General features: G+C 42.0%; 12 protein-coding genes. 5 read left to right on the top strand and 7 right to left on the bottom strand.

Annotated elements, in window-relative coordinates:
* The first annotated feature begins 26 nt into the window (after window positions 1–26).
* From AB4140_RS15880 to AB4140_RS15870, 3 genes are all read left to right on the top strand, one after another.
* The gene (locus AB4140_RS15880; RefSeq protein WP_102440449.1) at window positions 27–890 is read left to right on the top strand and encodes a universal stress protein; all 864 of its coding nucleotides are present in this window, start codon (window positions 27–29) and stop codon (window positions 888–890) included.
* Between the two features lie 298 nt (window positions 891–1,188).
* Window positions 1,189–1,809 carry a protein-disulfide isomerase gene (locus AB4140_RS15875; protein ID WP_372001684.1) on the top strand — a complete coding sequence of 207 codons (621 nt, stop codon included), beginning with the start codon at window positions 1,189–1,191 and terminating at the stop codon, window positions 1,807–1,809.
* A gap of 199 nt (window positions 1,810–2,008) precedes the next feature.
* Window positions 2,009–3,061: a flavin-containing monooxygenase gene (locus AB4140_RS15870; RefSeq protein ID WP_372001682.1), complete on the top strand. Its 1,053-nt coding sequence runs from the start codon at window positions 2,009–2,011 to the stop codon at window positions 3,059–3,061.
* A gap of 132 nt (window positions 3,062–3,193) precedes the next feature.
* Here the strand turns inward: AB4140_RS15870 and AB4140_RS15865 are convergent, their stop codons facing one another.
* From AB4140_RS15865 to AB4140_RS15850, 4 genes are all read right to left on the bottom strand, one after another.
* Window positions 3,194–3,835 (bottom strand): LysE family translocator, encoded by a 642-nt coding sequence (locus AB4140_RS15865; protein ID WP_198589375.1) that lies wholly within the window; start codon window positions 3,833–3,835, stop codon window positions 3,194–3,196.
* A 304-nt stretch (window positions 3,836–4,139) separates the two neighbouring features.
* Window positions 4,140–4,922: a polysaccharide deacetylase family protein gene (locus AB4140_RS15860; protein WP_372001680.1), complete on the bottom strand. Its 783-nt coding sequence runs from the start codon at window positions 4,920–4,922 to the stop codon at window positions 4,140–4,142.
* A gap of 157 nt (window positions 4,923–5,079) precedes the next feature.
* Window positions 5,080–5,520 (bottom strand): hypothetical protein, encoded by a 441-nt coding sequence (locus AB4140_RS15855; protein ID WP_372001678.1) that lies wholly within the window; start codon window positions 5,518–5,520, stop codon window positions 5,080–5,082.
* A gap of 24 nt (window positions 5,521–5,544) precedes the next feature.
* A complete protein-coding gene (locus AB4140_RS15850) occupies window positions 5,545–7,956 on the bottom strand; it encodes a winged helix-turn-helix domain-containing protein (RefSeq protein WP_372001676.1) in 2,412 nt (803 codons plus the stop codon).
* 790 nt (window positions 7,957–8,746) lie between these two features.
* On the opposite strand from AB4140_RS15850, the gene katG reads away from it, so the two are divergent.
* On the top strand, window positions 8,747–10,921 hold the full coding sequence (gene katG, locus AB4140_RS15845; protein WP_102476679.1) for a catalase/peroxidase HPI: 2,175 nt from the start codon (window positions 8,747–8,749) through the stop codon (window positions 10,919–10,921).
* 165 nt (window positions 10,922–11,086) lie between these two features.
* Here the strand turns inward: katG and AB4140_RS15840 are convergent, their stop codons facing one another.
* Window positions 11,087–11,335, bottom strand: a complete 249-nt coding sequence (locus AB4140_RS15840; protein ID WP_076539562.1) for a DUF3297 family protein — start codon at window positions 11,333–11,335, stop codon at window positions 11,087–11,089.
* Between the two features lie 457 nt (window positions 11,336–11,792).
* Here AB4140_RS15840 and AB4140_RS15835 point away from each other — a divergent pair, with 457 nt between their 5' ends.
* Complete coding sequence (locus AB4140_RS15835) at window positions 11,793–13,148, top strand: NCS2 family permease (RefSeq protein ID WP_372001673.1); 1,356 nt, start codon at window positions 11,793–11,795, stop codon at window positions 13,146–13,148.
* Window positions 13,149–13,507: 359 nt separating this feature from the next.
* On the opposite strand, the gene AB4140_RS15830 is transcribed toward AB4140_RS15835, so the two are convergent.
* Both AB4140_RS15830 and AB4140_RS15825 read right to left on the bottom strand, forming a co-directional pair.
* Entirely contained in the window at window positions 13,508–13,969 is a 462-nt protein-coding gene (locus AB4140_RS15830) for a hypothetical protein (protein WP_372001672.1), read from the bottom strand.
* 9 nt (window positions 13,970–13,978) lie between these two features.
* On the bottom strand, window positions 13,979–14,896 hold the full coding sequence (locus tag AB4140_RS15825) for a C-GCAxxG-C-C family (seleno)protein (protein ID WP_102436797.1): 918 nt from the start codon (window positions 14,894–14,896) through the stop codon (window positions 13,979–13,981).
* Window positions 14,897–15,609: the final 713 nt, after the last annotated feature.

The raw sequence follows: 15,609 nt of genomic DNA, 5'->3' as shown, positions 1-15,609 counted from the left end.
TATACTTAGTGTCAGAGGAAATGAAAATGAGTAAATTATTTATTATTTCACAACAGCATCAGCAGCAAACTAATGCCATAAAAGAAGGGATTAACCTCGCTAAACAGTTAGGCTTAGTTCCTGAAATCATGTCCTACAGTTATGAGTCCTTAAGTGGCGATGCTTACTATAATCCCCGTATTGCCGGCGTGGTTCGAGAGCAAGTTCGCGCCGATGATAGCGCCGCAGTGAAGCAACAACTGAGTGTTCTCAATGCCAATGAGGTACAGTTTACTAATATGTGGTGTAAGCATTTAGTTGAACATGTATGTGAGTATGTCACCCCCGACAAGTACGCCATGATGCTAAAATCTATTCATGAATCAGCCTGTTTTCGCCCTTTAGATTGGCAGCTTATTCGTCATATCAAAGTACCGTTGATGTTATTGAGTAATCACCCCTTGCATAAGGCAAATTCAATTTTAATGGCGCTGGACTTGGGCACTAGCGATCCACTAAAACAAGCCCTCAACCAAGATGTAATTACCCAAGCCCAGCAACTTGCTAAGGCTACGGGTTGTGATTTACACCTAGGCTACGTGGTGCGTTTTCCGCAAATACTGCGGGATATGGATATCGTCAATACTCACACCTTAGTGAAAGAAGCTTACCAGCGTTATGACAGCAAGATTGCAAAGCTTGGCCTAGATAAGGAGCATGTGCATATCCTGACAGGCAATGCCGATCTATGCCTGTTCGAATTAAGTTGTCGCCTAAAAGCTCAATATCTTGTTATAGGCGCTCGCCAGCGAGAAGGCATTATTGGATTTATGCTCGGAAATACCGCTGAGTCGATCTTAGAGCGAGTTCGCAGTAACGTTTTAGTGGTGCCACATCGCTTGGCAGATTAATGCCATTGCTATGACCAAAGGTTTTAAGTTACTTGCTAGCTTCATTTTGTACCTCAAAAAGATTACTTAGGACTTAAACGTCTGGTTCGATTAAATCAAGCCCTACCATCGATATGTGCTGTCGTTTGATGGTTGAATTGTATAAGGAAAAATTCAAAGCACGATATCGATTGTAAAGGGTCAGCCCCTCTGCAAGATGTAAACAGCCAACTTATTAGCTATGTATGCTTTCAATCATTGAATAATGGCCACAAACTCACTAGGATCAACTCATCAGATAGCAAACAAGAATTTTCCTATGACCACCGAGCTTTATTTCATCTACGACTCACATTGCCCTTGGAGCTACGCCGCAACACCTTTGGTGAATGCATTACAAGAAGCCTACCCTGAAATGAATGTAAACTTATTACATTGCGCCAATTTCATCGGCAAAGACAGTGCTGGCGAAGAGCAAATGGAAGCGGCAGCAAGAATGAGTGGACTTAAGTTTGGCAGAGATCATATTCGTTATGCCAATAGCCCTAAAAACTCAGTCAAAACCGCTAACCTAATGGGATGGTTGCAAAGCAAGCAAGCGAATAAACAACTGCCTGTACTTAATGCGATTCAAAGAGCACACTTTATCGAAGGTAACCCGCTCGATACTAAGCATGATTTCAATGCTATCGTTGAAAAGTTTAAACTGTCGCCATCAAATAAAGTCTTTAAAGATGAGCTGAGTATGGACGCTGAATACGTACTCGAAGGCATTGCCGAAATCCAACAGGTCATTGGTACTAACAGTTTTCCAGCATTAGTGATGACTGTAGGTGATAACGCTATATTTATCGATCACTCAAAATACATCAGTAGCCCGCATACTGTGGTGGCAGCTGTTGAGCAAGAAATAGCTGCGTTTAAGAAGTTATATAGCTAAGGCTAGTCAAAACAAAAAACCACGGTATTTACCGTGGTTTTTTATTGAAATTAAACCTTTAGAGTTTAATTTAAACGCTGAAAAGCGACCAAGGTTTACAGTAACGCCATTAACTCTTTTAAGGCCACAGCCGATTCAGCGCTGATGTTCTGTTAGAATGCAGCCCATAATAATAACCATATGTATTTATTGGGGTTCCATGAAAGAATTTATCATCATTGGCGCAGGGCAGTCTGGCCTGGCTATGGCGTATAACTTATCGAGCAATAATAAAGACTATCTCATTCTCGATGCCAATGAATATATAGGGGCTCCATGGCTCAAGCGCTGGGACTCTTTAACCCTGTTTACTCCCACTGAATATAACCATCTACCGGGTATGAAATTTCCTTTTCCCAAAGGTTATTACCCCAATAAATATGAAGTGGCAGACTACTTAAAAAGTTATGTAGATAAGTTCTCGATACCGATTGAGTTTAACCAAAAGGTCACCTCGATTAAAAAAGTGAATGGTATTTTTGACATAACTACTGCCAGCACAAGCTATAAAGCCAAACAAGTCATCATTGCCACCGGGCCGTTTCATACCCCTTACACCCCACCTTGTCATGCTGATATTGCCAAAGATGTTGTTCAACTGCACAGTGAAAACTATAAAAGCCCATCTCAACTGCAACAAGGTGATTGTTTAGTCGTTGGTGCGGGTGATTCTGGGGTGCAAATATTATCTGAAATTGCCGATACTGGCCGTAAGGTACATTTTTCTGGCACCGATAAAATCAAAGCCATTCCACAAACGTTTTTAGGTAAAACCCTATGGTGGTGGTTCACCAAAATCGGCTTTTTATCGGTTAACCGTTTTAGCAAAATTGGCAAGTGGCTCAGTAATGGCGTGCAACCTGTCATTGGCACTGACGTAAAATCACTACTAGCAAAAGACAATGTCATCCACATGGGCAGAACCTTGTCAGCCGATGAAAGCAGTATTAAATTTCAAAAAGGCAGTGTGAGTAGTATCAGAAATATTATTTGGGCTACAGGCTTTAAACCCAACTTTTTTTGGATTGACGGTATCTCATTTGATGAAATGAATTACCCCAGCAATTATCGCGGTGTCAGTAATGATATTGAGGGCTTATATTTTATTGGCTTACCGTGGTTGTACACCCGAGGCTCTGCCACCCTAGGCGGCGTTTACAAGGATGCGCAGTACTTAATGAATTACATCTCTGAAAACGTTAAAGCGGCTTAAAAAGCAGATATCAAGAACGCGCTATGAATATTAATGGCTTGTTCTCTAAAACAAAAAACGGAATGAGTGGCAGCTCATTCCGTTTTTTATTTTTAAGCAAAGTCGCTTTAAAATTCAATTTCTTCTATTGGCCTAACTGATACTTTGCACTTGAGAAGCTAGCAACCAAATGGCTAAGGCAAAAAATATCAGCCCCATAAATTTATTTTGATAAGTTCTAAACTTGTCATTTTTAAGCAGCGGCTTACCTAAACTGCCCACTAAAGCCACCAGCAGTAAATTAAAAGCTAGCCCCATCACATTCAGTATCAGCCCAAGAGTCAACATCTGCTCGCCTGAACTGGCGCTAAGCTGGGTTGAAACAAACTGCGGCAAAAATAACACAAAAAATATCAGCGCCTTGGGGTTAAGCAGGTTACTCATTACCGCGCGGCGATAAAGTAATTTAGCTAAATTATTTTGCTGCTCAATTTCAGGGGCATCAGCTGCGCTGCTGCGCATACAATCCCAGCCCATTTTTAATAAATAAGCGCCGCCTAGCACCCGCAGCACTTCTAATGCCATCGGGTTCATTGCCACTAACGCCGACACGCCCATAGCCGCCAGCAAGGTTAAAATAAGCCCTGAGGTCGCATTGCCAAAGCTTGCATACACGCCCACCTTGCGGCCATAACTTAAACTCGAGCTGGCAATCAGCAGCATGTCAGGCCCGGGAATTAACAATAAAGCGACCACAGTGGTTAAATAAACAGGAAGTAAAGCCAGATCAATCATGATAAATACAAAATTAGTGATAAAACAGCCGCGGATTCTACAGTTATCCAACATGAATAAAAGTCATCTTGTGTTTAAATGAGATCTTGAGTTGGCAGAGTTTATTTACAGCTAATATTAGAGGCTGATGTTAAAGGCTGAATTAAGCTAAAGATAGCGTAAGCTGAAACAAGCTAAATAGAATTAGCTGCTATTACTTCGCAGCTGCATAGTTCATCAAATTACGGTATGAATCCACATGATACTTGTCACTGCCTCTCACTAAATATAGCCAAAGCTTAAAACACCCAAATCTAAAAAAGTGTTATTGCTGAGCGGCTGCATAGTTCATCAGGTTAAGGTATGAATCGACATAGTACTTGTCACGGTTGGCCGCTAAATAAGCCAATAGTTCAGCATGAGCTTTGGATGATACCGATAAGTAATCACCGCCCACCCCATGAAAAACTAAGTTAATCAGCAAGGTATCTGTAGAGGTATTATTAATATAAGCAATTAACGCTTTACCGGTTTCGCCGGTTAGGTAAATGATGGGGTTAAAGCGTGTGTCAGCGCCGTGGCCTTTAATCGCGGTAAAGAGGTGGTTTACTTTGTTAAGGTACTCTTGACCACCAGTCGAGTCATCATCTAAGCGTAAAGCACTGCCCACCAGTAAATCACCGCAAGGGACGGTATAGGTGCGCTCAGTTTTACCATCAATAGCATTTAAAAAAGTATTAGCAGCACTAAGCTCATCAATCATCTGTGTGACACTATAATGATCAAGGTCTTGCTCTACCTTAACCCAGCCCCTATTGGGCAATGAGGCGCGGCAAGGATGCTGCATACTGTGATTACCTAGCTCATGACCTTGTTTAACTGCAGCTTGCCACTCACTCTTTCGCTGCGCTAATACCGAAGACGTGGAGATAACATAAAAAGAGCCCTTAAAATGATGCTTATTCAGTGCTGGCAACACATTGTCTAAATGGCTGTTTAAGGCATCATCATAAGAAAGGCTCACTGCTAGTTTTTCGCCGTTAGGCCAAGTAAACCTTTGAGTTTCAGCTGCCGACGCTGAAAAACAGGCCAATGGGAGTAAGACCATTGACCTTAAAATCTGTAATATTTGTTTATTGATAATCAATTTCGCGCCCATAAAAGTCATGCCAGCCCAGATTTTTATAAATCCAAATATAAAACAAGCTATAAACTAACATATAAATCAGCCTATTATGCATACTCTGACTTTCACTGAGCCGTTATTATTTCGAAATAACAATACGTGGATCTGTGCCTTCATCACAGCCTTCAAGCATCACCAAATAGTCAAAGCTTTCCCCAACGTCAAGCTCTTCTTTCACTTTGCACTTTACTTTACCTTTTTTAAAATTCTTACCACATTGTTCTTTAAGAGGTGAGTTTTCGGTAAATTTTAATTTAAACTTACTGAAAATATCATCTGCCATTTCCCAAGTGATAAAGTCACCTCGCTTAGCGCAGATACACGCTTCAACCCCTTCACATTGCCCTTGCTCACAGCCGCTACCTTCATTAGATGTTACCGTGACAGCGCACTCACTGGCAACCAAACTAATGGTTTGATCTTCAGCAAGACTTTGTCGTGAAAACATCCCCAATAGACCTATGAGTGTAACTAAGGTTAATGCTCGAGCTGTGAGTAATGGTTTTATAGTAATATTCATTGCCTTCTTCCTTGTTTTATTGCGTTATGGCATCGCCATGTTGACGTAAACACCTTGAAACTGAATATCTCTAGCCAGCAACTTTTTCGAATAGCCTAATTTAAGGGCATTATCGATATACTGAATAGCCAGTTGTTTTTCATCACAATTTATCGCCGCAATGGCCATATCATAAAAAAGATATGGATCGGGGCTATCTTGTAATTGAGTTGAGGTTATTTTTTGCAATGCCGGTTCACACTCCCCAAGCTCTGATTGATATCTGGCAAACATGGCTTGCATAACATGGTCGTTAGGATTAACTACAAATTGCTCACGAGCTAATTTATAGGCTTGTTGATAGCTTTGAAGGGCTTGAGTGGTATCACCGGAAAACTTTTCTGCATCCGCTAAATTAGCCCACAACACAGGGTCGTTGGGGCTCAGCTTAATGGCTTTACGATAACTTTGGGCTGCATCAGTAAACTCATATCTAAAAAAGAGTGCTGTCCCAAGGTTTGAGTAAGTTAACGCATTAGGTGCTAAAGATAATGCGGTTTGCCACGCCATAGTGGCCTTTTCTAATTCATCATCAAGAAAATAGGCGCCGCCTAAACTACTGTAGCCATTAGCGTAGTTAGGCTTTAATAATGTGACTTTAAGGTATTTATCTTTGGCTTTTTTATATTGACCATTATTAAAGTAATAATTGCCAAAGCGCTGATAATTTTTCCAGTATCCCGGCTCTAATTGAATCGCATTAGCAAATAAATCCACCGCCTTATCATTGTGACCCAGTTGAGTCTGACTGTCGGCTGCGCCAATAATTGCTTCAATATTTTTAGGGTTAAGGGTTAATGCCTCGTCAAAAAACGCAATAGATTGTGAATAACGGCCACTTAAGCGCTCTAGGTTACCTAAGGCAACTAAGCCTTCTTCTTTTAAATTCGACACCTGAGTCAGTGCATTACAAATTTGCTGGGCAGATTCAAACGTCGCAAGTTTTTTATTTATCTGGTATTGATTTAGATAGGTTTGGCATAAACCAGCGCTGGCTAAGGTAAATTCCCCATCAAATGCCAACGCCTTCATAAAATGAAATTCAGCTTGGGCTAATGTGGCCTGAGTGGGAGCTTTAAACAGCTCGCTTTTACCTTGTATATAACTGTCATAAGCTTTGAAATCATCGGTGCTGATAAGGTCCTGACTATCTAATTCACTCGACTGTGCAATCAGTGATAAGGCATTAAAAAGCTCACGATATATTTGTTTTTGCACCAACAAAATATTGCCGACATCACCTTTAACAACCGAAGACCACACCTGTAAATACGTTTTGATATCAGTAATATGTAATATTATTGAAAATTCACCTGCATTTTCAGTAATGGCGCCATCGACTAAATATCGCACCCCGAGTTTTTCGGCATAGGTGGATAGTTTGCTGTTTTGGGGAATTTCATTTACTGCCCGCTGAGACATTAAATTAAAAGCGCTTTGCTTGCTTAAGGCGCTAATCACTTCGCCTTGAAAGGTGGATTCAAAATAATGTGGTAATTGGCTTTGCTCATCAAACACAAAAGGGATAACCGCAATGAGATTATCTTGAATAGGTAGGCTAGTTTTCAGCGCTGCGACCTTGGGTTTTTCATTATAAATAGAGTCAATTAAATGCAGCGATAAAAAGCCACCTAAAATGGACAACGCGCCAATAAAGAAAAAATCAAACGCCAACTGTTTGTAAAACACCTTTTTCTTCGGATGATTTCTATCAGCTTTAAATAAGTCTTTTTTGACCTTAATATCCTGAAACCATGTGTAAATAAGTAATATTGGAAAACCGACAACCAGTACTAAAACAACAATTTTAATGCCCCAATCAGGCACATTAAAAATCGGAAAGATAATGGCTATAATTTGAATAATGAGCCAAGTCATAATCGAAAAAGCCACGCTAACACGAAATAAATTAGAGTTTTTTAACAGGGCAATATTTAAGTGCCATTGCGGTGTATGTGTGCTATCGGCAGAATGCGTGGTAGACAACGGCGCTTTTAACGCAGCACGCTTTCGGTTAAGCGCCTCTTCATCAAGGGGGGCGACTGTCGCGATTAATCGATAGCCCTTTCGGGTAATGGTTTGGATAAAAACAGGGGACTCTTTGTGATCATCTAAGGCGTGGCGAATTTCGCTAATTACATGGCTCAAATTTCTACGCTTTCGATTAAGTTTCCCCCAACCAAAAGCGAGCAATCGCTGACTTGAAAGCAACTGCTCAGGGTTTGAACATAAATATAATAAGATTTCAAAAGCTTTAGGAGGCAAATGACGCCGTTCCCCATGAACAATCACTTCACCATCGTCGGGTAATACCACAATGTCATTTAACACAAAACCTTGACGTAAGTTAGGGTCGATTCCTTCCAAATCGCTTTGATTTCTGCCCTTTGAGTCCATAAAAATTGAGCCTTATAGATTCTAATATTCGCTTGATTATGCGGAAACTTACACTGTTAAATGGGGAGAAACTTGATATTAAACTGAATGTTCAGTCTAGGTAGGTTTTGTATATTGCGCAAACCATGTGAGCCCCTTGATTCAGCGATATTAATCACAAAGAAATGGCTCTAAAGCTGCCATATCAGGCAATGTAGCGATATACATGCTATCTGTAATTTTTACCGGTTCACTTTAGTAACTGAAATTACATACATAAGTAGTACATGGTTCTGGGCTGTTTTAGGTACTTTAGTTGGAGGCTGGATACTTTGTCATCTGCGCTTATCCGTTACGCTTAGAGAATAGGTTTAAACAATACGCTTATAGTAAAACTACCTTGCAGATATCGCACATTCAAGTTCAGTCATCACTGAGCCTATTGCGCACGACAAACCTAAGACATGCTTATTACCCTCAGTCGCTCGCAAAAAATCGTCCGAAAAAACGAGCTCAGTTTTTATCTAACTCAGTTTTTATCTACCTCAGCTGAATATATGCCGCAGCATCGAGAAAAACCATCAAAACGATTGAGCTTAAAAGCGCCAAAGTCTGATTTATGAACTAACTTGATAGGTAGCCATATCGAAAAGCAATGACTATCGCTTTCATCATACGCCCATTGTGGGAGGTAAAAAGTGGGTAGCCATTCAACCTGAGCACCTAATGTACTGCGCCTTATGGCAATCATATTGTGCAAGCTATGCTGCTAAAAGCGGCTTAGGGTTAAACATACTAAGGAAGTTAAGCTATGAATAAAAACACCACAAATACTGGTGGCAAATGTCCAGTAATGCACGGTGCTACGACCGACAACAGCATGCCAAATACCAAGTGGTGGCCTAAAGCGCTTAATCTGGATATTTTGCATCAACATGATGCTAAGACCAACCCCATGGGCGATCGCTTCAATTATCAAGAGGAAATTAAAAAACTCGATGTCGCCGAGCTAAAACTAGATATGCATGCACTGATGACAGATAGTCAGCCATGGTGGCCTGCTGACTGGGGGCACTACGGCGGCTTAATGATCCGCATGTCTTGGCATGCGGCGGGCACTTACCGCACTGCTGACGGCCGCGGCGGTGCTGGCACAGGTAATCAGCGCTTTGCCCCGCTTAACTCCTGGCCTGACAACGTCAACCTCGATAAAGCCCGTCGGCTACTGTGGCCAATTAAGAAAAAGTACGGCAACAAGCTCAGTTGGGCAGATTTAATTGCCTACGCAGGCACCATAGCCTATGAATCCATGGGGCTTAAAACCTTCGGTTTCGGCTTTGGCCGTGAAGATATATGGCATCCTGAAAAAGACATTTATTGGGGAGCTGAAAAAGATTGGCTGGCTCCAAGTGGCAGTGAAGGCAGTCGCTACTCAGGTGAGCGTAATCTCGAAAACCCACTAGCGGCAGTGATGATGGGGTTAATTTACGTCAACCCAGAAGGCGTTGATGGTAACCCTGACCCACTAAAAACCGCCCATGATATACGGGTGACCTTTAAACGTATGGCCATGGACGATGAAGAAACAGTGGCCCTTACCGCTGGCGGCCATACCGTGGGTAAAGCCCATGGTAACGGAGACGCAAGTCTACTGGGCCCAGAGCCAGAAGCCGCTGACATTGAACAACAAGGCATGGGCTGGAATAACCAAGCGAACCGCGGTATTGGTCGTGATACGGTTTCCAGTGGTATAGAAGGCGCATGGACGACTCACCCAACCCAGTGGGATAATGGCTACTTTCAACTGTTACTTAACTACGATTGGGAGCTCACAAAAAGCCCAGCAGGTGCTTGGCAGTGGCAGCCCATCAATATTAAAGAACAAGATAAACCTGTTGATGTTGAAGACCCAAGCAAACGTTACAACCCCATGATGACTGATGCTGATATGGCGATGAAAATGGATCCTGAATACCGAAAAATCTCCGAGCGTTTCTATCATAATCCTGATGAGTTTTCTGATGCTTTTGCCAGAGCTTGGTTCAAGCTGACTCACAGAGACATGGGGCCTAAAACCCGTTATGTCGGCCCTGATGTGCCAGATGAGGAGTTGATTTGGCAAGATCCTATTCCCGCAGGAAACCGCCACTACGATATTCAATTGGTAAAAGAGCAAATCAGCGCCAGCGGGTTAAGTGTTAGCGAAATGGTAACAACAGCATGGGACAGCGCCAGAACCTTTAGAGGCTCAGATATGCGCGGCGGAGCCAATGGTGCCCGTATTCGTTTAGCACCACAAAATATGTGGCAAGGCAATGAGCCGACACGCCTGTGTAAGGTATTAACTATACTTGCCCAAATCGCGACAGATACCGGCGCCAGTATCGCCGATGTGATTGTTCTAGCAGGTAATGTCGGGGTTGAACAAGCTGCCAAAGCGGCAGGTTATGAGATGATAGTGCCGTTTTTTCGCGGCCGTGGTGATGCAAGCCAAGCGATGACCGATATTGACTCCTTTGCCGATTTGGAGCCGCTTCATGATGCATTTCGTAACTGGTTAAAGAATGATTATATTGTCAGCGCCGAAGAGTTAATGCTTGATCGCAGTCAACTGATGGGGCTCACTGCCCCTGAAATGACGGTACTTGTGGGCGGTATGCGGGTGCTTGGCACCAACTACGGCAATACATTACATGGGGTATTTACCGATAATGTTGGCGTGCTCAGTAATGACTTTTTTGTCAACCTCACCGACATGAATTATAGCTGGCAACCAAAATCAGATAATCTGTTCGATATTTGTGAACGTCAAACAGGCAAACTCAAGTGGACGGCAACACGGGTAGATTTGATTTTTGGCTCAAACTCACAGCTGCGTGCCTATGCTGAAATGTATGCCCAAGATGACAATAAAAAACGATTCGTTCGCGACTTTATTACAGCGTGGGCAAAGGTGATGAACGCTGATCGTTTTGATTTAATCTAAGTCGTAAACAGGCATGAACGCAATTTAAGTCTAATGCTAACAAAGCGTCGAGATTAAAAAACAAAAAAGCGAATCAATCGATTCGCTTTTTTATGCTTTAAGTTAACAACTCAAGCTAATGCTTTTTGCTCTTAACTCAAGCTACTGATTTAAAGATTAATCAGCTTACTTGTAAAAGGCTTCAATAGTGCCTTTAACTGTCATCATTAACGGTTGACCGCGACGGTCTAACGCTTTGTGAGACGGTACTTTAACCCAACCTTCACTGATGCAATATTCTTCAACGTCAAAACGCTCTTTACCGTTAACGGTAATACCAATGTCGTGATCGAAAATGGCAGCCACATGATGTGGGCTACGTGGGTTAACGGAAAGGCGATCAGGTAAAGCGAGTTTCTCAGTTGAGTCAGTCATGGTTGCTATCTGTAGTAATAAATATATCCGCTATTGTAGGCAATTGCGCCGTTTTGCTCAAGCGCAGCAGTCATAAATATCAACTAACTAAATAGCATAGACTTTCAAATCAAAAGATTTGTTTAACTATCGATATCGCTTAGGTCAAATCATTCACGTAACTTTCACACTTGTTGCGTAAAACTGTTAGCTGTTTCAAATTTCGCTATTGGTTAATCCTGTAAACTTCGCGCCAACAAAAGCTATGTTGGTAAGAGTAAATTTTACCAGATAATGTGTATAACAAATTTGTTTACTACATTTGTTTACTACAGTAATCGCAGGTCACTAACGCTTATAGCGCTAAGTGGATCTCTCACCCAATACCATAAGGTTTTGGGGCTCTACCTGCCGTAGCTATGTAGCCAATGAATACTCATTGGTTAACTGATATTTAAGAGATCAAAGGTTATCTACTATGACGTCTAAACAGACCACCAAGGCTACTGCAGCCTCTGCTCCATTTATCGATCGCTATTTCAACATTTCTGCTCGTGGAAGTACCTTAAAACAAGAAATCATTGCTGGTTTAACAACTTTTTTAGCCATGGTGTACTCGGTTATTGTGGTGCCAAATATGCTTAGCACAGCAGGCTTCGACCCTGAGGCAGTATTTATCTCCACTTGCTTAATTGCCGCTTTTGGTTCTTTACTCATGGGGTTATGGGCTAATTTACCCATGGCCATTGGTTGTGCTATCTCACTCACAGCATTTACGGCATTCAGTATGGTACTGGGTCAGGGGATATCAATTCCGGTGACATTGGGCGCTATTTTTCTTATGGGTCTCATATTTACTTTTGTGAGTGTTACAGGGATCCGTCAGTGGGTACTGACTAATTTACCCAAAGGTATTGCTCACGGTACAGGTATTGGTATTGGTTTGTTCTTACTTTTGATTGCCACCAATAGCGTGCAATTAATCGTCTCTAACAATGCTGGCTTACCGGTAAAATTAGGTGACATCAATAGCCTGCCCGTTATTGCTACCATTATTGGACTTGCGGCCACCATTGGCCTTGAACGACGCGGGATACCAGGCGGTATTTTACTGGTGATCATTGGCTTATCGCTATTTGGGTTATTGTTTGATCCCAACGTGACCTATCAAGGCTTGTTTGCCTTACCTGATTTAATGTCTGATAAATCATTAATTGGTCAGCTCGATATTATGGGCGCATTAAACCCTGTAGTACTACCCATTGTCTTGGCTTTGGTGATGACCGCTATTTTTGATGCCACAGGTACCATACGTGCCGTTGCAGGCCAAGCAGAATTACTTGATGACAAAGGTAATATTATTAGTGGAGGTAAGGCACTTACCTCAGATTCTGTAAGCAGTATTTTTGCAGGCGCAGTCGGTGGCGCCCCCGCTGCAGTGTATATTGAATCAGCTGCAGGTACAGCGGCAGGGGGTAAAACAGGACTAACCGCAACCATCGTTGGTGTATTATTTTTACTGATGATGTTTTTGGCGCCATTAAGCTATTTAGTGCCTGCATATGCCACCGCGCCCGCGCTGATGTATGTTGGCCTGCTGATGTTAAGTAATGTCAGTAAGCTTGATTTTGACGATAAAGTCGATGCTATGGCAGGGCTAACTTGCGCAATCTTTATTATTTTAAGTTGTAATATCGTCACCGGAATTATGCTAGGGTTTGTCACCTTAGTCATTGGCCGAATATGCAGCGGTGAGTGGCGTAAACTTCGAGTGGGCGTTATCGCCATAACCCTTGGTTTAGTTATTTTCTACATGGGTGGTTGGGCTATTTAGCTACCCTTGCACTAAATAAAAAACAAAAAAGCCAAGATATTATCTTGGCTTTTTTAGTGGAGAATGTCCCGTCCAGAGATAAGTTGACACTTTGGAGACTTATTTATGAAACCTTCAAGTTCAATCAACTGTAAACGTACACAACGTGACTAAGGATACTGGACAAAACTGTAGCTTTATTTCGCCACGCAATAACCTTAATGGCCACTGTTGACTCATTTGCAAAGCCGGTTTGGCATCGTACGCTAAGGGAGCTTTCGCGCGGATTTAGCCGATTCAATAAGGTGAACCAGAAGAGTCACAACCACATCACTGTTGGCTGTGACTCTATGACTCAATCAAGCACTTTTAAACCCAGCTTAATATAGACTAGGTTTTGTTTGCGATAATAAGCCGACAATAGACACAGAGACTCTGATCCTGGCATTTTTCCCATCAAACTCTGGTAGCGTTACCGTGTCAAAAGTATAATGCCCGGCAGATATTTCTTTCAGCTCACCTCGACACTCGTGCTCAGGCACTACTCCACATTGGTATAATTCAGCATAATGCCAAGGGATATCAAAAGCACTCGCGCCTGAAGTCGTCCCATCACCTAAGATCATGACTTTATAATCTCTAGCTCCAGTGACCATCTCACCCTCTTCATTTTCAAGCTGAAAAGTCGAAGTGTAATCCTGCGAGCTAAACTTAAAGTTAGTCATCTTGATGCTCGTGGCCTTATCGACATCAATACCACCAACGATCCCTTTATCACCATTGTCACTATTACAAGCCATTAAAAATAGCGACATTGCAAATACTGTCAGTCGTTTCTTCATGTTAACTCCTTAATCGTGGCAGTCTGAACAACTTAACTCTTCATGCACTGGCACTCCGCCTTTCATGTCGTGAGCAGTATGGCAAGTTTGGCATTCTAATGTTGAGTTAACATCAGTACCTAAGTAGGCATCAGGCTCGCGAGTTGTAGAGCTATGACAACCTGAACACTCAGCATTAGAAGGGGCAACCGTTTCCGCTTCTAAATTACCGTCAATAGAATCATTAAGGAAGGTCACTGTCATAAAGGCAATTTCAGCGGTAACTTGGGCGCATCGCTCAAGTTTAGCTTGATGGCTAGAGCCAAATGATGACGCTTTTGACCACAGGCTCACTGAGGTATGACACAGAATTGAACTAGCAATGGATTGACCAATATAGTCAGGATTTAAAGCTTCTCCAGCATCGTTGGTACGCGTAGGAGCGCCGATCCCTTCAAGGAACTCTTGAGTACCACGTGGCATACTGGTTTTTTCGTAATAGCGGAACACAGCTCTAATCACCGCGTTATTATTCAGATTATCCGCTTTTAATAAGTTAACTGTCATTGCTGTAGCATTAAGGCAACCACACAGAGAACCGATACCGGCAATCCCGCCGCCGCCATATGCTGCAATATTAGTTGGAATAGCACCAAAATTTTTAGCATCTTCATGACCTTGGGCAGCAAGCTCTTTAATGATGGCATCAAACACGCCGTACATACAGCCACCATGACCATAGCCAGCATACGCGCGCTTAGCTACCGCCATAGGCTCAACTTTGACATAGCTTAGACGATTTTCAGCTAAATCTGCATTGCCACCACTGCCAATACCAATGGGATCGTCACAGGTTTCTTGCGCCATAACTGACGGCATATAAGTCGCCCCAAAACCAACGGCTGACAATGTACACATTTTTTTTAAAGCACTGCGTCTATCTAACATGTTATTCCTCTCAAAGGATTTAATTCAACCCAAAATTTTCAAAGGCATGATAGGTGCTTTTAAATTTGAAATAGTCGAGCCAATCGACATATCTCTAAATAAGTAGCTTTAAAATTATAAACATTAGAAATAAATCATATAAATAAGAAAAATACCTTGTGAGTATACTTTCCTAAATAAATGGGACTGACGCGTAAAAAATGCGGTGAAAAACTTTACCTCACAGCGATAATGCAATAGGCGTGTATCACTACGCTATCGCCAATGAAACAACTGTTAGATTAATGCACCGCAAAAGTTTCCAACCATAACTTCATGCTATAGCAAGCGTTTACAACCGACAAACTCGCAACCTCTACACTACAGTCTTCAAACATAAATCAGTAAGGTGTAAATGATAACGCCATTCATTTTTATTTAATTTATAACTCGGCGATGCTTTCATAATGTAAATTAATCGTATTTAACCAGTTAAGTAATTGCTTGGTTTAATGCAGATCTATTTTATCCCGGTCACTATCATGTCCTTAACCACATCGAAAGAACGCGACTTTGGAACGATAAATATAACCATCACGCTAAAGTAAGAGTCATTATTAGCGCCACAAGTTGTTTAGTCGCGCCAATAAAACGATAGTGGTTTGCTGCATTATAAACACCAGAAAACGCTATTGATCCCATTTTGCCGTCGTTATTTAATGTCTGATAAATCA

Origin of the sequence: Shewanella sp. 10N.286.51.B2 (genome assembly GCF_041469265.1) — a bacterium.
GTDB lineage: Bacteria > Pseudomonadota > Gammaproteobacteria > Enterobacterales > Shewanellaceae > Shewanella.
This window is presented reverse-complemented; position numbering and strand designations above follow the sequence as displayed.